The organism is Nocardia sp. NBC_01503 (genome assembly GCF_036327755.1).
Taxonomy (GTDB): domain Bacteria; phylum Actinomycetota; class Actinomycetes; order Mycobacteriales; family Mycobacteriaceae; genus Nocardia.
This window is the reverse complement of sequence record NZ_CP109596.1, coordinates 1,739,086-1,759,463: the sequence shown is the minus strand read 5'-3', so window position 1 is coordinate 1,759,463 and position 20,378 is coordinate 1,739,086. Positions and strand designations below refer to the sequence as shown.

The window sequence follows — 20,378 nt, the reverse complement described above, 5'->3', positions numbered from 1 at the left end:
GCGAAATATATGAAAATGCTTGCGGCGTAATGCTATTGCCTCGCGAGTACTGATCGCGGAGGTAATCATGCGTCGTACTGCTCGTCTCGTCATGATCGGAGCGGTCGCGGCCGCGGCGTTGACCACCGGCGCCGCGGCCGCCTCGGCGGATACCGGTTCGGCCAATCCCGGTTCGATCGGCACGCTTTCGGCGAATACGGGTTCGAGCCCCGGGCTGGGCCTGAGTCTGCTGACGGCGGGCTCGTCGGGGACGGGTTCGTCGATCGGCGGCAACTCACTGCCGTACCTGATCGAGCAGCTGCTGATCAACAGCGGTTCGTTCACGCGCTGCCAGCTCGTCACCACCGACGATCCGTCCTGCTTCTTCCCGGTCCCGCACTGATCTTCGCCCGCTGCTGGAAGTTAGCCCGCTCACATATCGGATATCGGGGCTGACACGCGCGGGCGCGTGGTTGACGCCCCGGTGCGGCGCTCCTACGGTCGGAATGGTGACTTACCGGAGCGAGACCAGCGCAGTCCCCTCGATCGTCCTCAATGACGGCCATGTGATGCCCAAACTCGGCTTCGGCGTGTTCAAGGTCGAGGCGGGCAGCACGGTCGACACCGTAGCCACCGCATTGCGGGTCGGGTACCGGAGTATCGATACCGCGGCCATCTACGGCAATGAAGCGGAGGTGGGCCGGGCCATCGCCGAATCCGGCCTGCCCCGCGACGAACTCTTCATCACCACCAAGCTGTGGAATCGCTTCCAGGGTTACGACTCCACCCTGCGTGCCTTCGACGAGAGCATGAAGCGGCTGGAGCTGGATGTTCTGGATCTCTATTTGATTCACTGGCCGATTGCCGACTCCGGTTTGTATGTCGACACCTTCCGGGCGCTGCAGGCGCTCAAGGCGCAGGGGCGGATCACCTCGATCGGCGTCTCGAACTTCACCCGGGCGCATCTCGAGCGCGTCATCGAGGAGACCGGCGAAACGCCGACGGTGAATCAGATCGAGCTGCACCCCTACCTGACGCAGAACGAGCTACGCGCCTTCCATGCCGAGCACGGCATCATCACCGAGGCGTGGAGCCCGTTGGGTCGGGGTGCGGAGCTGGAGGATTCCACCATTGTCGCCATCGCCGAGGAGACCTCTCGCACGCCCGCCCAGGTGATCCTGCGCTGGCATATGCAGCTCGGCAATGTGGCGATCCCGAAGTCGGTGACGCCCGATCGAATCGCCGAGAACTTCGAGGTCTTCGACTTCGAGCTGAATCAGGATCAGGTCGCGCGCATCTCGGCGCTGGACAGCGGTACCCGTATCGGCCCCAACCCCGACGAGTTCCAGGTCGACGCCCCCGAGTAACCCGAGGTTCGGCCTACTCGGAGCGGGGCCACCGGCTGTCGATCAGATCGGTGAACAGCCGGGTGACCCGATCGGAGAGCTCGACCGCGGTGGTTCCCATTTGCGCGGAGCGCAATTCGAGCTTGCCGTCCAGGGTCAGCGAGGCCAGGCCGTGTGCCAGGCTCCACAGCGCCAGGGCCAGCGTATCGGCCTCTTCGGAGGGCAGTCCGCCGCTGCCGGTGGCGTCCGCCACCGCCTGTTCGAGCACCGCGTAGGCGGCATCTCCGGCCGTGGCCGTGGCCGGATGTTTGTCCGGTTCATAGAGTTCGGGGCGGAACATGAGCCGGAAGTAGGCGGGGGAGTCGCGCGCGAATTCGACGTACGCGACGGTCATGGCGATGAGCGCCTCGCGTGGTCCGGACGCGCCCTCGCGGACTGAAATCATCCGTGCGCCAAGCTGTTCGAAGCCGCGTGCCGATATGGCGGCGAGCAGGGCCGCGCGGTCGGTGAAGTGGTGGTACGGCGCGCCCGGGCTGACCCCGGCCTCGCGGGCGACCCGTCGGAGGCTTACCGCGGTCAGGCCCTCGGTTTCGATGAGTCGCACCGAGGCGCGCAGCAACTCCTCGCGGAGGTCTCCGTGGTGGTAGCGGTCCTTGGTCGGCATGGGATGAGCGTAAGGGGTTGACTTCGGCGCGCCCTTGAATCTATACATTGTTCAGATTCTAAACACTGCTCAGATTGGGGCCAGCTCATGTCGGATCTCGTTCTCGTCACCGGTGCCTCGGGTTACCTCGCGGGGCATGTCATCGAGGAATTGCAAGGTCAGGGCTATCGCGTACGCGGCACGGTGCGCTCGCTCGCCCGCGCCGCCGAACTCACCCACCTGTCCGGGGTCGAGTTCGTCCAGGCCGATCTCGACTCCGATGCCGGCTGGGCCGAGGCCGTGGCGGAGTGCCGGTTCGTCCTGCACACCGCATCGCCGTTCCCGGTCGCCGAACCCGAGAGCGATGACGAACTGGTCCGCCCGGCCGTGGACGGCGCACTGCGGGTGCTGCGCGCCGCGGCGGCCGCCGGTGTCGAGCGGGTGGTGCTGACCTCGTCGGTGGCGGCCGTCATGATCGGCAATCAGGGGCGGCTCAATACCGAGGCCGATTGGTCGGATATCAACGCCTGCAATGCCTATGAGAAGAGCAAGACCCTGGCCGAGCGCGCCGCATGGGATTTCGCCGCCGCGCATCCGGAACTCGAACTGGCCGTGATCAATCCGGGCATGATCCTGGGCCCGATCCAGCGCGCGGCCTTCGGTACCTCGGTCGATGCCGTGCGTATTCTGCTCGCTCGCGAAATGCCGGGCATTCCCGACTTCGGTTTCGCCACGGTCGATGTCCGGGATGTGGCGATCGCGCATCGGCTCGCCATGGAGCTGCCGCAGGCCGTGGGCAACCGCTATATCTGTGCGGGAGAACAGGTTTCGCTACCGGAGATGACGCGCGTCCTCGCCGCCTCCTACCGTGTCCCGACCCTGGTGCTCCCGGATTGGCTGGTACGCCTGAGCGCCCGTTTCAACCCCGCCGCCCGTACCGCCGCCCGCTACCTGGGCCGTACCGAGCGGGTCAGCGCCGCCCGAGCCACCGCGGATCTGGGCTGGACCATGCGTCCGGTCCGGCAATCCCTCCTGGACACCGCCGCGAGCCTGATCCACTACGGCATCGTCCTCGACCCGGGAGCCCCGCGCGGCACGGCCGCCCGGTCCGCACCCCGCCCGGCAATCGCCTGACCCTCGCCGAACCCGCATCGCCTGGTCCCGTCGCGTCGAGTCGGGATCGCGTGGCCCCCGTCATCCCGGCACGCTTTTGGCCGGGATCCACCCCTTCGAACGGTCAATCAGTGTGCAGCCCAAGATATTTGGTGAGCTCGACCGCAGCGGCCCGCCCCGCGCGATTCGCCCCGATGGTGCTGGCCGACGGCCCGTATCCGATCAGGTGAATGCGCGGATCGGCCGCCACCTGGGTCGCGAGCTGTCCGGTCATGGTGATGCCACCGCCGGGCCCGCGCAGCCGCAGCGGCGCGAGGTGGTCCAGGGAACTTCGGAAACCGGTGGCCCACAGAATGACATCTGCCCGCCGGAAGGTGCCGTCGGCCCAGCGGATTCCGTCGGGTTCGATGTGATCGAACATGGGATGCCGGTTCAGTACTCCGCGAGCGCGGGCAGTCCGCACGCGGTCGTCCTCGGGCAACCCCGTCACCGAGACCACCGAGCCGGGTGGGAGTCCGCGCCGAACCCGATCCTCCACCATGGCCACGGCGGCGCGTCCGGCATCCGGGCCGAATTGGACATTGCGGAATACCGGTTCGCGCCGGGTGACCCAGGTGGTGTCGGCGACTCGCGAAATCTCGTCCAGGAGTTGGATTGCGGTGATACCGCCGCCGACCACGACCACCCGCTTGCCGGCGAATTCGTCGGCGGTCCGGTAGTCGTGCGCGTGCAGTTGCCGTCCCGTGAATTCGCCGGCCCCGCGATAGAACGGAATGAACGGCTTATCCCAGGTCCCGGTGGCATTGATGAGCCCCCGGGCGCGAATCCCGCTCTCCACGACCGGATTGACGACCGCCCGGTCCGCGTAGTCGAGCCCCATCGGCCGCACCTCCGCGTGCAGCAACCCGTCCACCTCGGCATCCGGACAGGTGGCCGCCGTCGCCCGATCGCACACCACACTCACCGAGACCGGCCGATGCACCCGCAGATCGAACCGCTTCTCGTACAACTCGAAGTAGTGCGGCACCGCCGAAGCCGCCTGGGCGTTCTCCGAGCCCTCCGGCAGTGTCTCCTCGAAGGACATTCCGGGCAGATCGTGCACCCGGTTCACTGTGCTCAATGTCAAAGAGGGCCAGCGGAACTGCCACGCACCGCCCGCCGCGGGGGAGTGGTCGACAATCAGAAAGTCCTGTTCGGGCCGTAATCCGAGCCTGCGCAGGTGGTACCCGACCGACAACCCGGCCTGGCCCGCACCGATCACCAGGATCTCGACATCGGGTGTTGCTGTCACGGACCCGACGGTACGCCCGCTTACAGTGAACATGTCCATGGGTACGCAGCACAGTGGGGAAGGACAAATGCTCGGAGTCAGCCGAGATGGCGACGTCGTCACCATCGAATTGCAGCGTCCACAACGACGGAACGCGCTCAACGAGGAACTCGTGGGGCTGTTGCGCGACGCGATCGAGGAGGCCGCGGGGTCGGCTCGAGTGATCGTGCTGACCGGGCAGGGCCCGCTGTTCAGCGCGGGCGCGGATCTGGACGGGGTGTACTCGGACAGCTTCCTGCACGCACTGCTCGCCATGCTGCGCAGCATCGAGACCGCGCCGGTGCCGGTGATCTCCGCCATCAACGGCGGTGCGCTGGGCGCGGGTGTACAGCTGGCCATCGCCTCGGACCTGCGGGTCATGACCCCGGAGTCGTTCATCGCCATTCCGGCCGCGAAACTCGGTATCTCCGTGGATCGTTGGACGGTGAAGCGACTATCGACGCTGATCGGTCCGGGTCCGGCGCGCACGATTCTGTTGGGCGCGGAGCGCGTCAGTGCCGAGGATGCCTACAACTTCGGCTTCGCCAACAAGATCGGCACACTCGCCGACGCGCAGATGTGGGCCAAACAGATCGCCGAGCTCGCGCCGCTGTCACTGCGGCATATGAAGCTGGTCTTCAATGACGACGGCACGCGCGGTGACGACACCGCCGAGCAGACCGCGGCGCTGGCCGCGGCCTGGGCCAGCGCGGATGCGCAGGAGGCGCGCGCGGCCCGCCTGGAGAAGCGCGTCGCGAGGTTCGTGGGCCGATGAAGGGGGAGCGCGTGGGCGCGAATGCGCGGAGACTGGCCGGTATGGCTGCGGGTGCATTCGGAATCTCCTGGGTGGTGCGGGCGGCGTGGGGTATCCCCACCGCCATGGGCGCGTCGATCAATACGATCGCGTCGACCGCCACCGGGGCGACAACCTATCGGAACAAGCAATTCCACAACACCGAACCGAGTTCACAGCTCACCGGTTCCGGGCTGGAGCTGTTGTATCAGCTTCTGACACAACGCAATACGGGCAGGCCGCCGGGGCGGATCCCGCTGGAGACACCGGTGGTGCCCGAGCAGGCCGCCGATCTCGCGGTCACCTGGTACGGACATGCCAGCTGTCTGGTCGAGGTGGACGGCTACCGGGTGCTCACCGATCCGGTCTGGAGCGAACGGGTTTCCCCGTCGCCGCTGGTCGGCCCGGCCCGGTTGCATCCGGTGCCGACGCCGCTGGAGGCGCTGCCGCCGGTGGACGCGGTGCTCATCTCGCACGATCACTATGACCATCTGGACCGTGAGACGGTCGACGCACTGGTCAAGACCCAGGACGCGGTGTTCATCGTGCCGATCGGCATCGGCGCACATCTGCGGCACTGGGAGGTGCCGACCGCGCGCATTGTCGAATTGGATTGGGGCTCTTCGGTTTCCCTCTCCGAACTGGAGCGCGCGCACGCCGACGGCACCGATCTGGTCATCACCTGCTCCGAGGCCAGGCACTTCTCCGGTCGCGGCCTGGTACGCAACACCACGCTGTGGGCGTCCTGGTCCATCGCCGGTCCGACCCGCCGGGTCTACTTCGGCGGCGATACCGGTTACACCAAGGCGTTCGCGGAGGCGGGCGCGCGTTTGGGCCCGTTCGATCTGACCCTGCTCCCCATCGGGGCGTATGACCGGCACTGGCCGGACGTGCATATGAATCCCGAGGAGGCGGTGCGCGCACACGCCGATCTGTGTGTCGGCGATCCCGGATACGGGGTTTTGGTCCCCATCCATTGGGCAACCTTCAATCTGGCCTTCCACGGCTGGTCGGAGCCGGTTCGCCGGATGGTCACGGCGGCGCATGAGGCCGCAACCACGGTCGCCGTGCCGAAGCCGGGACAGCGGATCGACCCGATTGGCCTCCCAGCAGGAGATACGTGGTGGGAAGATGTGCGCGAATGACCGAAGACCGAGAGTGAAGGAGCAGGGACTGTGAGTCTGATGGACACGCTCAAGGGACTGGTCGGCAAGGGCAAGGAAGTGGCGGCCCAGAACGCCGAGAAGATCGAGAACGCGGTCGACAAGGCCGGCGGTGTGATCAATGACAAGACCGGGGGCAAGTACTCGTCGCAGATCGACAAGGGTGCCGCCGCGGTGAAGAACGCGATTCCGACCGATGCTCCGGCGGAGGGTGCGTCCGCGCCCGCCGCCGCGCCCGCACCGGCCGAAGCCGCAGCCGAACCCGCACCGGAGCCCGCTCCGGAGCCGGCGCCCGCGCCTGCTCCGGAACCCGCGCCGGGGGATCAGCCGCCCGCGTAGTTCCGATAGGTCGATGCGGGCCGTTCGGTTCCGGGGCAGCGCTCCGGTGACCCGAACGGCCCGTTGGCTTTTGGTATGCGAGCAGCGGGGTGCCGGAGATTACCGGTATTCGGCTCTAGACTGCTGGCATGGGGTCCCGGCGGGATTTCGGGGGTATCGAGGTTGGGCTCACCAACCTCGACAAGGTGCTGTATCCGGCCACCGGGACCACCAAAGGGCAGGTCATCGATTACTTCACCGCCGTCGCCCCGGCGCTGCTACCGCATATCGCACTGCGCCCGGTGACGCGTAAACGCTGGCCCAATGGTGTGGAGGCGGGCTCGTTCTTCGAGAAGAATCTGGCCGAGCACGCACCCAAATGGCTGGCGCGGCGCACCGTAGAACATTCGGACCGGCCGGTTGTGTATCCGCTCATCGATTCGGTGGCGGGTATGGCCTGGCTCGGACAGCAGGCCGCACTGGAATTGCATGTGCCGCAATGGCGTTTCGACGGAGCCGAGCGCGGGCCCATCACGCGACTGGTCTTCGATCTGGACCCCGGACCGGGCGCGGGATTGTCCCAATGCGCGGAGGTGGCGCTGATCCTGCGCGATGTGGTGCGCGAGGTCGGGTTGGACGCGTACCCCGTGACCAGCGGTTCCAAGGGAATTCACGTCTACGTGCCGCTGGATCGCAAGATCGGGCCGACCGGCGCGTCCGCCATCGCGAAACAGGTGGCGACCAATCTGCAACAGCTGCGGCCGAAACTGGTGACCGCGAATATGGCCAAGTCCGAGCGCGCGGGGAAGGTGCTGCTGGACTGGAGCCAGAACAATATGGCCAAGACCACGATCGCGCCGTACTCGCTGCGCGGGCGCACCGAGCCGTGGGTGGCCGCGCCGCGAAGCTGGGATGAGATCGAACAGCGGAAGAAGTTGCGGCACTTACGCTTCGAGGAGGTGCTCGAGCGCTGGCAGCGGGACGGGGATCTGCTCGCCGGGCTCGACGAGCCCATGCCCGAACCGGTGGCCGGACCCGATCGGTTGCGGACCTATCGATCCAAGCGTGACGCGGAGCGCACACCCGAGCCGGTGCCCGCTACCGCTCCCGCGCCCAGCGCCGGGAATCGCTATGTGATTCAACAGCATCGGGCGCGGCGACTGCACTGGGATGTGCGGCTCGAACGCGACGGGGTGCTGGTGTCGTGGGCGGTGCCGAAGGGGCCGCCGGTCGATACCCATGAGAATCGGCTGGCGGTGCGTACCGAGGATCATCCGCTGGAGTATCTGGAGTTCCACGGCTCGATTCCCCAGGGGGAGTACGGGGCCGGGGAGATGACCATCTGGGATTCCGGGACGTACGAGACCGAGAAGTGGCGCGATGACGAGGTCATCGTCCGGCTGCACGGTGAGCGGTTGGATGGGCGCTACGCGCTCATCCGGACCGATGGGAACCAGTGGCTCATGCACCTGATGAAGGATCAGGGCGGTGCTGGAGTAGAAAACGCTGTCGCACACCAGGTTTCCACTCCACGCGATCCGGTGCCGCTACCGCACGGGATCACTCCCATGCTCGCCACCCAGGGTGATGTCGCGACGCTCGACGCCGAGCACTGGGCCTTCGAAACCAAATGGGACGGTTTCCGGCTGCTGGCCGAAATCGATGACGGTGCGGTGATTCTGCGCAGTCGCACCGGGCATGTGGTCACCAAACGCTATCCCGGATTGGCCGTACTGGGCGATGAACTCGCCGAGCATCGGGCGCTGCTGGACGGTGAGGCCGTGGTCTTCGACGACCGGGGCATAGCCAATCTGGGTCTGCTGCGCTCCGATCCGGGGCGCGCGGTATTCGTGGCCTTCGACGTCCTGCATCTGGACGGCACCTCGCTGCTGCGTAAACGCTATGCGGATCGGCGCCTGGTATTGGAGGCGCTGGCCAAACAGGTTCCCTCCCTCATGGTTCCGCCGCCGCTCGGTGGATCGGGTGCGCAGGCGCTGCGCGAGAGTCAGGACCGCGGGATGGAGGGTGTGGTCGCCAAACGCCGCGATTCGGTCTACCTGCCCGGTAAACGCGGACACTCCTGGATCAAGACGCGCAATTGGCGCACGCTGCCGGTGGTGATCGGCGGGTTCCGGCGTTCGGAGAACCGGCAATTCGCCTCGCTACTGGTGGGGGTATGGCATGCGGGCGAGCTGCACTACCTGGGCCGGGTCGGCACCGGATTCAGTGAGCGGGAGTTGAGCGAACTATCGGCTCAGCTCAATCGCCTGGAGCGCAAGAGCAGTCCGTTCGTCAATGAACTCAGTGCCGAGGAGCGCAAGGAGGCTGCGTGGGTGACCCCGAAGCTCACCGGCACGGTCCGCTTCATGAACTGGACAGAGGCCGGGCGACTATGGCATCCGGCATGGATTCCGGAGCCGGACTGAGGGTTTCGGGTCCGTGCACATCTTTGAAGCCGGGTAGACAGCGGTCGACAGAGGGGATGAGCACATGAATGAGCGGTCCGATTCCGAAGGCGTACACCAGGGTTCCGATCCCGACGCTGCCGCCGAGTGTCCAGCCGATCGCCAGTACGGTGACCTCGAGCGAAGTCCGCACAATCCAGACCGGTCGGCCCGTCCGCCGGACCAGTCCAGTCATCAGGCCATCGCGCGGCCCCGGCCCCATTCCGGCCCCGATATACAGCACACTGGCCACCGCGTTGAGCAGTACCGCCGCCAACATGGCCCCGATCCGCACCGGCAGCGAGTCCAGCTGCGGCAGCACATTCAGCCCCACATCGACGGCGACACTGATGACCACCACATTGCTGACCGTCCCCAGGCCCGGCCGCTGCCGCAGGGGAATCCAGGCCAGCAGCACCACGGCCCCGGTAATGGCCACCACGGTTCCGAAGCTCAACGGCACATTCCGGGCGACCCCCTGATGAAAGACATCCCAGGGATCCAACCCGAGCGCCGCCCGCAGCATGACCGCCATCGACCACCCGTACAACCACAACCCGACATAGAGGGCGATCAGCCTGCGAACCAACATGGACCCATAGTCCAGCCCACTGGCCCGCGAATACATATCCAGTCAGCTAATCCTGGACCCTTCGCTGTCGAGCCATCTTCGCCCGCCCCTCCCGGCGTCATCACCGCCCGTCATCCCGGCATGCTTTCGGCCGGGATCCACCTCGAACGAATTAGCGCAACGCCTTGGCTACGACGCGCGGACACCGTTGACCTGGCGGTCTGTACGGAAGTAACTTGGGGACTCCGATGCGCCGGAGTAGCAGGTCGGCGTGGTGTGCGAAGCCCTCGGGCCGGGAGCGTCGGCGATTCGACGCTGGAGGCAGCAATGGCGCGATATTGCGCGGCCGGGCACGCGGAATCCTCGCGAGCGAACGTGATTCGCCGACGACTGTCCGGGCGGGTACGTGCGGGATTGGCCGGGCTGGTCGGGGTTTTGATTGCCGTGCTGGTCATGCCGGGGGCATGGGCCGAGGGCGTGCCCGTCCCGGATGAGGATCCGTTCTACGTAGCTCCGTCAGGGCTCGAAGCCAATGTCAATGGGGCGGTGCTGAATTCGCGTCCCATCTCGGTGCTGGGGTTGGGGCTGCCGGTGGCCGGATGGCAATTGCAGTATCGGAGTACGGATTCGGCGGGCGGGGCGGTCGCGGATGTGGCCACCGTGATGACACCGCTGCTGCCCTGGCTGGGCGGGGGTGGGCGGCCGCTGCTGTCGTATCAGGTGGCGGAGGACAGTCTGGGGACACGGTGCGCGCCGTCGTTCGCACTGCGGGGCGGGCGCGATTTCTCGATCGTCAATACCGCCCTGGACATTCCATTCCTCACCGCCATGCTGCTGCGCGGATGGGCGGTGGTGGTCTCCGATTACGAGGGTCCACAGTCGCGCTTCTTCGACGGGGTGAACTCCGGGCGCGGTGTACTCGACGGCGTACGCGCGGCCAGATCGTTTGCGCCGGTGGGAATTACCGCCGACAGTCCGATCGGCGCCTGGGGCTATTCGGGTGGCGCCTTCGCCACCCTCTGGGCCATGCAGCAGCGTGCGAGCTACGCCCCGGAGCTGTGGTTCTCGGGGGTCGCCGCGGGTGGTGTCCCCGCCGATATCGCCGCCATATCCCGAAAGGTGGACGGCGGTATCCAGGCCGGACTCGCGGTGCTGATGGTCGTGGCCTTCGCGCGCATCGACCCGGACTCGGGTCTGGCGGAGGATCTCAACGATCGGGGCCGGGAGCTACTGGTGCGGGAATCCGCTGCCTGCGGTGCGGATATGGTGCTGCGGCATCTCAACCGGCAGTTGGACGAGTACTCCGATACGCCGAATCTGCTGTGGCATCCGCAGTTTCAGGCCGCCACCGATCGGCAGGAGTTGGGCGCGGTCGCCCCGGACATGCCGCTGTACATGTATCACAGCAATGCCGATGACGTAATCCCCGTCGGGGGTTTCACGGCCCTGGTGCATCGCTATTGCGCTCTGGGGGCGAATATTTCGGTCGTGCACTCCGGAATTCCGGGCCATAACCCGGCGGCCGCGGTCGAATCCATCGGAGCCATGAACTATCTCGGTGATCGATTCGCGGGTATCCCGGCGGCCGCCGGTTGTACGGGCTGAAACCGGTTGGGGCACACGCCGCGCGCCCCAACGGATTTCGTACCGGTTTACTTCTCGTTGTACTTCGTGGTGCCGGGCGGCGCGGTGAGCGTGTTGATCAGGTCGATACCGGCAATGAGCAGCGTGGGGCCGCCGACCACCAGGGTGCCGATTATGCCGCCGACCGCGGCGCCGGCGATAACGCTGGCGACAACGCCGGGCCCGGCGACAATGCCGGTGAGACCGACGAGCGCGCCCAGCGCGGTGCCGATGAAGGCGCCGATGGCGGTGGCGATGCCGAACTGGCTGCTGAAAGTCTGCATGGCCAGCGCGTTCTCGGTGGGCGAGGCCACCGGCTTCACCGCGGCCGGACGGGCCGAGGCGACGTCCTTGATCGCGTTGATGGTGAGGGTGTGCTCGCTGTCCGCCAGGCTGGCGGGCATCGAGTACTCGACGCCGTCCTGCTGGAAGGTGAGCGGCAGGCTGACCACCGTATTACCGGCGACATCCTTGACGTTCACGCTCTGCCCGGAGATCTCGAAGGCGCCGTTGGTCAGGGTGGTGACCACGTTGTTGCCGACCAGGTTGGCGGAGTATTCGATCTCGGGAACAGCAGGATCGGCGTGCGCCACCCCGGAACTCGCGATGGCGACGGCGGTGGCGATGGGTGCGGCAACTGCCGTGAACTTGCGCAGCTTCATTGAATGTCCAATCTTCATCAGGTGATCGGGGCAACGCACACCCAACACGAACGATTCCCTACCAACCGGAATCGTGTTGAGCCCCCGTGCGTTTGCGCTGCCCACTGCTACCGACCACGGTAGCTCGCCCCACCGACACGTCGAACCATTATTGACTCGAGTGTCGCTCAAAACAGCAGATCGCTCACGATACCCATCGCACACACAACTGCCAACAAAATCATTGCGACCGCATCCGCGCGCCCCGGCGCCCCGGGTCGCGCTGTCAGTTCGCCGGTACCACCGCGGGTGGTGATGGCCTCGCCGAGCTCGCCCGCCCGGCGGCTGGACACGGCCATACTGGCGGTCAGGATGTCGACCAGTGGGTTCTGCGCGGCCTGATGCAGCAGCGAATCCTTGGGCCGCAGTTTGCGCGCGGCGCGCAGAATCCGGAGCTCCTCGAGCAGTAGCGGCAGGCCGCGCAGGGTCAATGCGACCACCACCGCCCACTCGTCCACCGGAATGTGATGCCGCACCCCCTTTCGGGTCCAGCCGATACGGCGCAGGGGCGCACCGAGTTTCGCGAGGGCGGGTGCGACCTCGCCCATCGGTGTCGTCCAGGCGACCACGAAGGTCGCGCCCAGCAGCAGGAAGCCGAAGAGCACGATCTGCGTGTATCGGAGCAGGGCGTCCAGGCCGACGGGTGCGTTGATGGCGGCGCCGATGAGGATGCCGATCCAGAACCACCACGGGAATCGCGGGAGTGTGCCCAGTGGTAGCCGGGCAGCCAGTCCGATACCGATCAGCGTCACCGTGCCGAGGCCGAGCAGGGTCCAGGAAGGGGTGAACATGAGTAGGACGCTGAAGACGAAGACCCAGATCATCTTGGTGCCCGCCCAGAGTCGATGCACCGGGCTGTCGAGGGGCACCTCGCGCAGAATGACGCTGCTCATCGCCTGCCTCCGATGCGATTCTGTACCGAGTTGGCAGCGGAATAACCTGGGGGAGAGCCGTTTTCGACAATCCTTCCGTCGCGCAGGTGCACGATGCGATCGCAGACGGGGGCGGTATCGGCGACATCGTGCGAGATGATGATCAAGGTGAGCCCCGAATCGCGAAGGCGGGCAAGCAATTCCACTACGCCCGCGCGGCCCTCCGGATCGAGTCCGGCGAGCGGTTCGTCCAGTACCACCACCTGCGGCCGGCTGGCCACGATGGCGGCGAGCACCACGCGTTTGGCCTGTCCGCCGCTGAGGGATTCGATGGAGCGTGAGGCCAGGGCGCGATCCAGGCCGACCGCGTCCAGGGCGCGGGCGACGGCGGCGGTACCGCGACCACCCCAATCCTCTATCTCCCCGCCGACGGTCTGCCGCTGCAACTGCAGCCGGGAGTGCTGAAATGCTAACTGCACCACGCCGATTCGCTTGTGCGCGGGCTTCGCGCCGGTGTACTCGCGCAGTTCGCAGCTGCCGCCACTGGGGATGGTGAGTCCGGCCATGATCCAGGCGAGGGTGGATTTACCCGAGCCGTTGCCGCCGACGACGAGTAGCGCCTCACCGCGCCGCACCGCCAGGTCGATGCCGTGCAGGGCCGGTGCCTCCCAAGGGGTTCCGCGATTGTAGGTGTGCCGCACGTCCTTCAATTCGAGCACGGTGTCACCCATGGGGCGGCGGCGCTGATCGCGGACGGGTCGCGGCCAGGTGGGTAGCTGCTGGACCGAGCGCCCGCGTTGCAGATGCACCACGCGGTCGGCGGCGGCCGCATCCGCCTCGTGATGGGTGACCAGTACGACCGCCATCGGATGCCGTCGCGGCAAGTCCGCCAGCAGGGCGACCAGATCGCGCCGCCCCTCCGGATCGATCATCGAGGTGGCTTCGTCCGCGAGCAGCAGGGTGGGTTTGCGCGCCAAAGCCGCTGCCACCGCGAGTCTTTGCTGTTGTCCGCCGGACAGGGTCGCGGTTTCGCGCCTGCCCATACCCGCGAGGCCGACCTCGCCCAGTAGCGCGTCGACATCGACGGCCGCGGCGGTCTCGGTGGGCAGGCCCCACACCACGTCGTCGGCGACGAGTACCCCGAGGGTTTGGCTCTCGGGGCGCTGCAAAACCATTGCGGTGCCGCCGCTTACGCCGAGTCCGGCCGCGCCCGGGCGGGTGACGGTGCCGCCGGTGGGCGGCCTGCCCGCGAGAATCCGGGTGAGCGTGGACTTTCCGGAGCCGTTATGCCCGACCACGGCCACGAATTCGCCGATGTCCACGGTGAGGTCGATGCCCTGGAGGGCGTCGGTGTGGGTGTCCGGATAGCGGAAGGTGACCTGCCGCAGGGTAATCGGCAGCGGGGCCACCGGCCGGTCGTCGGCGGGTGCGTCGAGTAGATCATCGCGGCCGGGCAGCCAGGCGAGTCGATCCAGGACGGTGCCGAGGACGAACCACGAGACGATTCCGCTGACGAGCATGGCTGCGATGATGCCGCCGCCGATCCAGGCCCACCACCAATGCAGGATCGATTCGGTGTAGCTGGCGATATGCCGGCCGAGTGGTTCCAGCACCGCTTGGCGCGCCGCCAGATTTTCCACGCCCTCGGCGGTGTTGCGGATACTGTCGAACAGCAGGTGGCGTGTCCGGGAGAACAGCAGCAGCATTCCGACGGAGAACGATGCGAAAACCAGACCGGCCAGCATGGACAGTCCGAGTACCGCGGGGAGGCCGCCGTGCCGCCGCTTGACGACTCCGATGATTCCGCCCACCACCGCCACCCCGACCAGATTGGTCGCGGGCACCAGTCCGGCGGCGACGAAGGTGACCAGCGTTCCGGCGATGGTGGCGGTGAAGATGGCGCGCAGCCGATAGCGGTGGGCGAGCAGACCGATGGGTACGGCTGCCACCAATTGCAGGGCGGCGGCGAACGGCACCAGCGAGCCGACCGTCACGAGTCCGACGGTCGCGCCGCCCAGGACCGCGCCGGTGGCGAGTTCGATAGGCCGCAGCGGACCGTGCGGGAGTGCGGACCCGTGCGGCCGGTCCGGCATGGCGCGGCGAGTCTGGGACGAATCGGTCACGCCCACCAGTCTGCCTTCTACCTGGGAGTGCCCAGGCAGACCTGCGTGACATCCACACAATTTCTGCATACATGCGCAACTACGCATATATTGGGGCGCTATGGGGCATGATCATTCGCACGGCGTCGCACCCGAGTCGGCCTCGGGCAAATACCTGAGTCGCCTGGTTCTGGCGCTCGCCATCGCACTGGTCTTCATGCTGGTGGAGTTCATCGTCGCCGTCGCGACGTCTTCCCTGGCCCTGCTCTCCGATGCCGCCCACATGCTCACCGACGTCGTCGGCATCGCCATGGCCCTGTCGGCGATCCTGCTGGCCAAGCGCAGCCGCCCCACCTACACCCGCACCTTCGGCTACTACCGCGCCGAAGTCCTGGCGGCCCTGGCCAATGCCGTCCTGCTCTTCGGCGTGGCCATCTACGTCCTGTACGAGGCGATCAGCCGACTGGGCGAGCCACCGGCGGTCCCCGGCGTTCCGGTGCTGGTGGTCGGCGCCCTCGGCCTGGTCGCCAATATCGTCTCCTTCCTGCTGCTGCGCTCCGGAGCCCAGGAGAGCCTGAATGTCCGCGGCGCCTACCTGGAAGTCTTCGCCGACATGATCGGCTCGATCGGCGTACTGCTCTCCGCGCTGATCACCATCACCACCGGCTGGCGCTACGCCGACATGATCATCGGCGTAGCCATCGGCTTCTGGGTCCTCCCGCGCACCTACCTCCTGGCCAAACGCTCGCTGCGAATCCTGTTCCAGCACAGCCCCGAAGACTTGGACGTCGAGCAGGTGGCGACGGCTTTACAAGCGGTCCCCGGCGTAGCGAACATCCACGACCTGCACGTCTGGACCCTCACCTCCGGCATGGAAGTAGCCTCCGCCCACATAACGGTCACCACGGGCCATTCGGGCGACGAAGTCCTGCGAGCCTCCCAACAGGTCCTGGCCCACGACTTCCACATAGAGCACGCCACCCTCCAAGTCGAAGGCGAGGACTCGGCCCGCCGCTGCTCCGAATTGTCTTGGTAGACAACAATCTCTAGGCATTCGGGCGGTCGAACTCGCCGTCCTTGACACCGCCTGCGAAGGCGTCCCATTCGCTGGGGGAGAAGATCAGAACATGCCCGCCGGGCATCTTCGAGTGGCGGACGGCGACATTCCCATTGCCCAGGAACGCGGCCTCGACACAGTCGGCGTTTCCGCCGCTGCGGTCGCTCTTGAAGAAGCGGGCCTTCGCTAGGTGCGGGTCTTTGCCGGAAGCGTTGTACATGGGGCTATCCCTTCTTGTGTACCTGCCGAAGCAGCGTACGAGTACTGATCTCATCCAACGACTGTCGCCGGATCGCCGCCATCGCGGCGCGATGTTTGGACACATCCTCGATGTCCTCGAGACATGCTGCACCGCTCAAGGATTCGAAATAGACGACCGGCGGCTGACTGCCGCAGCCCATATCCTTCAGATCGAGGATGGTGTACGAGCTCATCGCGACACCCGTGGGAATTCCGGCGGTGAACGGAAGGATGCGCAGGCTGACGTTTGGTTGCTTACTGACCTCGATCAGGTGCCCGAGCTGTGACTCCATCACCACAGGTCCGCCCACCATCGTGTGCGCGACCGCCTCATGAAGCACGGCTGTCAGCTGGACGGGCCGCGTTTTGCGGGTGACTGCTTTCTGCCGTTCAAGCTTCAGCTTCAGCCTTCGGTCCAGCTCGGCCTCGGACTCGTTCGGGAAGTAGAGCCGGTCCAATACTTTCGCGTATTCCACGGTTTGCAGGAGGCCGGGAACGATGTTGTTGTGGTACATCGTCAGTTCCTTCGCACTGGATTCCAGATCCACGTACATCCGGAAGCCACCGGAGATGATGTCGCGCTCCGAATACCACCATGACTTTGCCGCCGCGAGCCCTGCCAACTCGATGAGGTGCGCGGTGGCTGCGTCGTCGATCTCGAGGATCTCGGCTAGCCGCTTGATCTCCGGCTCGCTGACACTGCCTGTTTCGCCGCGTTCGATGCGACCGAGTTTGCTGATGCTCCAACGGATGCCCATCTCTTCGGCGACATCCTTCAAGTCCAGATTCTGCTTCTGCCGGGCATCGCGCAGCGTCAAGCCGAACTGCCGCCGCGCTACTGATCCGGGCACCCGAACTGGTTTCGCCACGATTTCACGCTCCCCGTGTTCACGAGAACTGGCAACGATGTAAAGCCATTTTGGCAATGAACCAGCGGTTTTGCGGCAGTTTCGTGGTTTTGCCACAAGTGCGTTGCCGACATGTCTTGCCGATGGTGTGCTTGTGGTGCGCCCCGAGTGGGTATCGGAATCCTGAAGTAGCAGTAGCGATTCCAGATCCAGTCCGAATGGTTGAGTGGCGACACCGACCCAGGCGCAAGTCATTGGTGTCAGGTCGATCTGGAAGGTTGCGATAGCGATGACGTATCCGGCGAAGCTGTTCCTGGACTGCGATACCGGCGAACCGACGCGCCGGCAGGCGGTGATGTTCGTGTCGGACTCGACCACGGCTCATGCGGCGATCTTTGATTGGCGGGTATCGGTGCGCGCGCGGCATTTCGCTCGGAAACTCTTCGAGCAGTGCGTATTCGGCCCTGATGACCGGGGGTCCCTGGAGTGCTCGCATACTGTGCTGCGGTACCGGGAGGCGGCCGCAGCGGAGGCGGCCTCGTACGATGCGATGAGCGAGGTTGTCTTCGATCTGATTGATCGAGGCGCATTCGAGTGGTCCGAGTTGGCTGGTGAGTTCGGCCTGACCGCTGCGGTCGTGTCGAATCTGCGTGCGCGCCATGCCCTGCTGATTCGAGGTACCGGCGTATCGGAGGCGTCGTAATGCCTTGGGACATATGGATGTTGGTCGCGATTCTTGCGTTGTGTGTAACCGTCATCGGGTGGAGCTGCTGGGGTTTCCGCTGTGAGAATCGCTCGGAGGTTACGCGCTCCGCCGGTTCGCACCCCGTCCTGCTCGCGATGACGACCGGCAGCTATCTGTATATCCCAAGTGCGAGTGGGTATTCCGCTCGCGCACATCGGGCCTGTCACTATCAAGTAAGTCCACTGATCGCTCGGGAGAGTGGTGTTGTCGTCACCGATTCGAATGGTGACCCGCACAGCCTTATCGCCGCGCGTACCGTCGCGGCGGCTGCGGGCATAGCGGCTGACCTGCTGACTCTGGTCGAAGAAGGCGTTGGCGGCTAGGCGACCGGGGTGAGGTTGAAGTCGTAGCGGTGGAGTTTGCCGGTGCGGCGGCGGTAGCTGCGGGTGGTGCCGGGCCAGTTGTTGGTTATGCGGCCGGATTTGGTGCGGTACCAGCTGGTGCAGAAGTTCCAGGGGGTGCGGGCCAGACGGTGTTGTAGGGCGCTGTTGTAGGCGTATTCGTTGTCGGACTTCACTTCCAGGGTGTGGCCCGGGTTTTCGGCCAGGAGTTGGATGGCCTGGCGGATGTAGTGGGCTTGGGATTCGATCATGTAGATGATGGAGCCGACGCCCAGGTTCGTATTCGGGCCGTAGACCAGGAACATATTGGGGAATTCGGGGACCGTTATGCCCAGGAAGGCGTGCGCGCCCTCGGACCAGACGTCGGCGAGATCGCGGCCGCCGCGGCCGCGAATCTTCATGGGCCACAGGAACTCCGTGCCCTTGAACCCGGTGCCGTAGATGATCACATCGGCGGGGTGAACCACGCCGTCGGCGGTGCGGATGCCCTCGGGGACGACTTCGCTGATGGCGGTTGTCTCGACACGCACATTGGGTTGGGTGAGCGCCGGGTAGTAGTCGTTGGAGAAGAGTCCGCGTTTACAGCCGATCGGGTAGTCGGGGGTCAGCTTGGCTCGCAGTTCCGGGTCGGTGACCTGTTCTTCGAGGTGTTTTCGCGCGATGCGGGAGACCCCGCGCACGATCCCGGGGAACTCGACCAGCCCCAGCGCCACGAACTCGGCGATGGCCCACCAGTAGAAGCGTTCCGCCACGGGCAATCCCGGCACATGCAACAGCACCCGCTGATGCACCGGCTTGTAATCGGTGTCGAACTTGGGCAGCACCCAGGCGGCGGTCCGCTGGAACAGCGTCAGCTCGGCCACCTCCGGCTGAATCTCCGGAATGTATTGAATGGCACTGGCCCCGGTCCCTATGCAGGCCACCCGTTTTCCCGCCAGCTTCACCTCGTGATCCCACTGCGCCGAGTGGAAGGATTCGCCCGCGAAGCTCCCGATCCCCGGAATATCGGGCATGGCGGGCCGCGACAACTGCCCCACCGCCGACACCAGAATGTCCGCGGTGCGCGCCGCCCCATCGGCCGTCATTACCGTCCACCGCCCGGTGGTCTCATCGAACTCGGCCTCGGTCACCTCGGCCCCGAACACGATCGACTCCAGCAGCCCATGCCGCTCCGCCACCCCGCGCGCATAGGCGAGAATGTCATCCCGCCCCGAATATCGTTGCCGCCACTTGGGTTTCGGCTCAGTCGAGTACGAGTACAACGGCGAAGGCACATCACAGGCCGCCCCCGGATAGGTATTCTCCCGCCACACCCCACCCAAATCCCCGGCCCGCTCCAGAATGGTCGCCTCCCGAAACCCATTCCGCTGCAGTTCCAAGGCCATCCCCAGCCCCCCGAACCCCGCACCGATGACAATCACCGAAGGCATAAGCCCTCCTCATTCGAAGACCCTCCCACTGTAGGAGTCGCCTCCGCGCCGTGTAGCGGACTCGGTTGGGAGTTCCGGCCAACATCGGCAGCTCGGGGTCAGGCCTGATACAGCGCTTCGAACGTAATCGCCAGTGTCACAGGTGTATCGAGTACCAATTCGCCCCGATGAACCTTGTGTGGCATGTACCGCACCCCGGACCAGTCCAGTCGATACTCCTCGATCCGGTCGATAGCTTCCCAGCTCTTGTCGAAATGCACGATCAGATAGACCGGAATCTCCGCCCGCGCGTACACCAGAGGCTTGATCCCGGTATCGGTGTCCGCGGTCTCCTTCGATACGACTTCGGCGACCAGCAGAATATGGTCCCGGACGGTATTGACATCGTATGGTTCGCAGTCGCTGACGAAGATATCCGGATATCGAACGTTGAGCCGCCGCTCCGGCCGTTTGCTCTCTGCGTCCGGAAACCGCACTGCGACATCGGATTCCACTCGCATACAGATCCCACTGGATCCTCTGGCGCCCTCCAGAGCCGCCGCCAGACGGCGAGTCACCCGGCTATGGGCACGGCTCTGCGCCATCATCCGGACGATCCGGCCATCCTCGATCTCCACATCGCCGAATGCATCCGGCTCCGCACCGAGGAACTCCTCGGCAGTCAGCCGCTCCGCGCCACTGGCATGCGTCGAAGTCATCGTCGGTCTCCTCCTGAAGACATCGCGTGCTGCACTGAGCCT

20 protein-coding genes are annotated in these 20,378 nt (G+C 65.8%); 10 read left to right on the top strand and 10 right to left on the bottom strand.

The features are described 5' to 3' along the window. Window positions 1–67: 67 nt before the first annotated feature. Both OHB26_RS07795 and OHB26_RS07790 read left to right on the top strand, forming a co-directional pair. A complete protein-coding gene (locus OHB26_RS07795; protein WP_330183536.1) occupies window positions 68–382 on the top strand; it encodes a hypothetical protein in 315 nt (104 codons plus the stop codon). A 103-nt stretch (window positions 383–485) separates the two neighbouring features. After that, a complete protein-coding gene (locus OHB26_RS07790) occupies window positions 486–1,346 on the top strand; it encodes an aldo/keto reductase (RefSeq protein ID WP_442942873.1) in 861 nt (286 codons plus the stop codon). A gap of 13 nt (window positions 1,347–1,359) precedes the next feature. Here OHB26_RS07790 and OHB26_RS07785 read toward each other — a convergent pair whose 3' ends face one another. Next, window positions 1,360–1,989, bottom strand: a complete 630-nt coding sequence (locus tag OHB26_RS07785; protein WP_330183535.1) for a TetR/AcrR family transcriptional regulator — start codon at window positions 1,987–1,989, stop codon at window positions 1,360–1,362. A gap of 87 nt (window positions 1,990–2,076) precedes the next feature. Between OHB26_RS07785 and OHB26_RS07780 the strand changes: the two genes are divergently transcribed. Further along, on the top strand, window positions 2,077–3,102 hold the full coding sequence (locus OHB26_RS07780) for an NAD-dependent epimerase/dehydratase family protein (protein ID WP_330183534.1): 1,026 nt from the start codon (window positions 2,077–2,079) through the stop codon (window positions 3,100–3,102). 103 nt (window positions 3,103–3,205) lie between these two features. Here the strand turns inward: OHB26_RS07780 and OHB26_RS07775 are convergent, their stop codons facing one another. Continuing rightward, window positions 3,206–4,405: an FAD-dependent oxidoreductase gene (locus OHB26_RS07775; protein ID WP_442942872.1), complete on the bottom strand. Its 1,200-nt coding sequence runs from the start codon at window positions 4,403–4,405 to the stop codon at window positions 3,206–3,208. A gap of 34 nt (window positions 4,406–4,439) precedes the next feature. Here OHB26_RS07775 and OHB26_RS07770 point away from each other — a divergent pair, with 34 nt between their 5' ends. The 4 genes from OHB26_RS07770 to OHB26_RS07755 all read left to right on the top strand — a co-directional run bounded on the left by OHB26_RS07770 (window position 4,440) and on the right by OHB26_RS07755 (window position 9,090). Next, window positions 4,440–5,165 carry an enoyl-CoA hydratase gene (locus OHB26_RS07770; RefSeq protein WP_330183532.1) on the top strand — a complete coding sequence of 242 codons (726 nt, stop codon included), beginning with the start codon at window positions 4,440–4,442 and terminating at the stop codon, window positions 5,163–5,165. A gap of 41 nt (window positions 5,166–5,206) precedes the next feature. Next, the gene (locus tag OHB26_RS07765) at window positions 5,207–6,328 is read left to right on the top strand and encodes an MBL fold metallo-hydrolase (RefSeq protein ID WP_330183531.1); all 1,122 of its coding nucleotides are present in this window, start codon (window positions 5,207–5,209) and stop codon (window positions 6,326–6,328) included. Window positions 6,329–6,367: 39 nt separating this feature from the next. Then, window positions 6,368–6,685 (top strand): antitoxin, encoded by a 318-nt coding sequence (locus OHB26_RS39690; protein WP_442942988.1) that lies wholly within the window; start codon window positions 6,368–6,370, stop codon window positions 6,683–6,685. A gap of 128 nt (window positions 6,686–6,813) precedes the next feature. Then, complete coding sequence (locus OHB26_RS07755) at window positions 6,814–9,090, top strand: ATP-dependent DNA ligase (protein WP_330183530.1); 2,277 nt, start codon at window positions 6,814–6,816, stop codon at window positions 9,088–9,090. On the opposite strand, the gene yczE is transcribed toward OHB26_RS07755, so the two are convergent. After that, the gene (gene yczE / locus OHB26_RS07750; RefSeq protein ID WP_330183529.1) at window positions 9,029–9,700 is read right to left on the bottom strand and encodes a membrane protein YczE; all 672 of its coding nucleotides are present in this window, start codon (window positions 9,698–9,700) and stop codon (window positions 9,029–9,031) included. The genes OHB26_RS07755 and yczE overlap by 62 nt on opposite strands. Before the next feature lie 306 nt (window positions 9,701–10,006). Between yczE and OHB26_RS07745 the strand changes: the two genes are divergently transcribed. Next, the gene (locus tag OHB26_RS07745) at window positions 10,007–11,284 is read left to right on the top strand and encodes a lipase family protein (protein ID WP_330183528.1); all 1,278 of its coding nucleotides are present in this window, start codon (window positions 10,007–10,009) and stop codon (window positions 11,282–11,284) included. 47 nt (window positions 11,285–11,331) lie between these two features. On the opposite strand, the gene OHB26_RS07740 is transcribed toward OHB26_RS07745, so the two are convergent. From OHB26_RS07740 to OHB26_RS07730, 3 genes are all read right to left on the bottom strand, one after another. Next, window positions 11,332–11,964: an ammonium transporter gene (locus OHB26_RS07740; RefSeq protein ID WP_330183527.1), complete on the bottom strand. Its 633-nt coding sequence runs from the start codon at window positions 11,962–11,964 to the stop codon at window positions 11,332–11,334. Between the two features lie 167 nt (window positions 11,965–12,131). Then, complete coding sequence (locus OHB26_RS07735; protein WP_330183526.1) at window positions 12,132–12,896, bottom strand: energy-coupling factor transporter transmembrane component T family protein; 765 nt, start codon at window positions 12,894–12,896, stop codon at window positions 12,132–12,134. Further along, a complete protein-coding gene (locus OHB26_RS07730; protein ID WP_330185532.1) occupies window positions 12,893–14,968 on the bottom strand; it encodes an ABC transporter ATP-binding protein in 2,076 nt (691 codons plus the stop codon). The genes OHB26_RS07735 and OHB26_RS07730 overlap by 4 nt, the downstream gene beginning before the upstream one ends. 130 nt (window positions 14,969–15,098) lie before the next feature. Between OHB26_RS07730 and OHB26_RS07725 the strand changes: the two genes are divergently transcribed. Next, the gene (locus OHB26_RS07725) at window positions 15,099–16,013 is read left to right on the top strand and encodes a cation diffusion facilitator family transporter (protein ID WP_330183525.1); all 915 of its coding nucleotides are present in this window, start codon (window positions 15,099–15,101) and stop codon (window positions 16,011–16,013) included. 10 nt (window positions 16,014–16,023) lie between these two features. Here the strand turns inward: OHB26_RS07725 and OHB26_RS07720 are convergent, their stop codons facing one another. Beyond that, window positions 16,024–16,254: a DUF397 domain-containing protein gene (locus OHB26_RS07720; RefSeq protein ID WP_330183524.1), complete on the bottom strand. Its 231-nt coding sequence runs from the start codon at window positions 16,252–16,254 to the stop codon at window positions 16,024–16,026. Window positions 16,255–16,258: 4 nt separating this feature from the next. Next, window positions 16,259–17,143, bottom strand: a complete 885-nt coding sequence (locus tag OHB26_RS07715; protein WP_330183523.1) for a helix-turn-helix domain-containing protein — start codon at window positions 17,141–17,143, stop codon at window positions 16,259–16,261. A 205-nt stretch (window positions 17,144–17,348) separates the two neighbouring features. Here OHB26_RS07715 and OHB26_RS07710 point away from each other — a divergent pair, with 205 nt between their 5' ends. After that, window positions 17,349–17,825, top strand: a complete 477-nt coding sequence (locus OHB26_RS07710) for a hypothetical protein (protein ID WP_330183522.1) — start codon at window positions 17,349–17,351, stop codon at window positions 17,823–17,825. A gap of 361 nt (window positions 17,826–18,186) precedes the next feature. Here the strand turns inward: OHB26_RS07710 and OHB26_RS07705 are convergent, their stop codons facing one another. Both OHB26_RS07705 and OHB26_RS07700 read right to left on the bottom strand, forming a co-directional pair. Next, a complete protein-coding gene (locus OHB26_RS07705; RefSeq protein ID WP_330183521.1) occupies window positions 18,187–19,638 on the bottom strand; it encodes a flavin-containing monooxygenase in 1,452 nt (483 codons plus the stop codon). 98 nt (window positions 19,639–19,736) lie between these two features. Beyond that, entirely contained in the window at window positions 19,737–20,336 is a 600-nt protein-coding gene (locus OHB26_RS07700) for a Uma2 family endonuclease (protein WP_330183520.1), read from the bottom strand. Between the last annotated feature and the right edge of the window lie 42 nt (window positions 20,337–20,378).

Excerpts from the sequence above, each read along its gene's own strand:
- OHB26_RS07705 (WP_330183521.1), bottom strand. The coding sequence starts at position 19,638 with ATGCCTTCGGTGATTGTCATCGGTGCGGGGTTCGGGGGGCTGGGGATG.
- OHB26_RS07775 (WP_442942872.1), bottom strand. The coding sequence starts at position 4,405 with ATGTTCACTGTAAGCGGGCGTACCGTCGGGTCCGTGACAGCAACACCC.
- OHB26_RS07730 (WP_330185532.1), bottom strand. The coding sequence starts at position 14,968 with ATGCCGGACCGGCCGCACGGGTCCGCACTCCCGCACGGTCCGCTGCGG.
- OHB26_RS07720 (WP_330183524.1), bottom strand. The coding sequence starts at position 16,254 with ATGTACAACGCTTCCGGCAAAGACCCGCACCTAGCGAAGGCCCGCTTC.
- OHB26_RS07740 (WP_330183527.1), bottom strand. The coding sequence starts at position 11,964 with ATGAAGCTGCGCAAGTTCACGGCAGTTGCCGCACCCATCGCCACCGCC.
- OHB26_RS39690 (WP_442942988.1), top strand. The coding sequence starts at position 6,368 with ATGGACACGCTCAAGGGACTGGTCGGCAAGGGCAAGGAAGTGGCGGCC.
- OHB26_RS07790 (WP_442942873.1), top strand. The coding sequence starts at position 486 with ATGGTGACTTACCGGAGCGAGACCAGCGCAGTCCCCTCGATCGTCCTC.
- yczE (WP_330183529.1), bottom strand. The coding sequence starts at position 9,700 with ATGTTGGTTCGCAGGCTGATCGCCCTCTATGTCGGGTTGTGGTTGTAC.
- OHB26_RS07785 (WP_330183535.1), bottom strand. The coding sequence starts at position 1,989 with ATGCCGACCAAGGACCGCTACCACCACGGAGACCTCCGCGAGGAGTTG.
- OHB26_RS07745 (WP_330183528.1), top strand. The coding sequence starts at position 10,007 with ATGGCGCGATATTGCGCGGCCGGGCACGCGGAATCCTCGCGAGCGAAC.
- OHB26_RS07755 (WP_330183530.1), top strand. The coding sequence starts at position 6,814 with ATGGGGTCCCGGCGGGATTTCGGGGGTATCGAGGTTGGGCTCACCAAC.
- OHB26_RS07725 (WP_330183525.1), top strand. The coding sequence starts at position 15,099 with ATGGGGCATGATCATTCGCACGGCGTCGCACCCGAGTCGGCCTCGGGC.
- OHB26_RS07765 (WP_330183531.1), top strand. The coding sequence starts at position 5,207 with ATGGCTGCGGGTGCATTCGGAATCTCCTGGGTGGTGCGGGCGGCGTGG.
- OHB26_RS07700 (WP_330183520.1), bottom strand. The coding sequence starts at position 20,336 with ATGACTTCGACGCATGCCAGTGGCGCGGAGCGGCTGACTGCCGAGGAG.
- OHB26_RS07780 (WP_330183534.1), top strand. The coding sequence starts at position 2,077 with ATGTCGGATCTCGTTCTCGTCACCGGTGCCTCGGGTTACCTCGCGGGG.
- OHB26_RS07770 (WP_330183532.1), top strand. The coding sequence starts at position 4,440 with ATGCTCGGAGTCAGCCGAGATGGCGACGTCGTCACCATCGAATTGCAG.
- OHB26_RS07735 (WP_330183526.1), bottom strand. The coding sequence starts at position 12,896 with ATGAGCAGCGTCATTCTGCGCGAGGTGCCCCTCGACAGCCCGGTGCAT.
- OHB26_RS07795 (WP_330183536.1), top strand. The coding sequence starts at position 68 with ATGCGTCGTACTGCTCGTCTCGTCATGATCGGAGCGGTCGCGGCCGCG.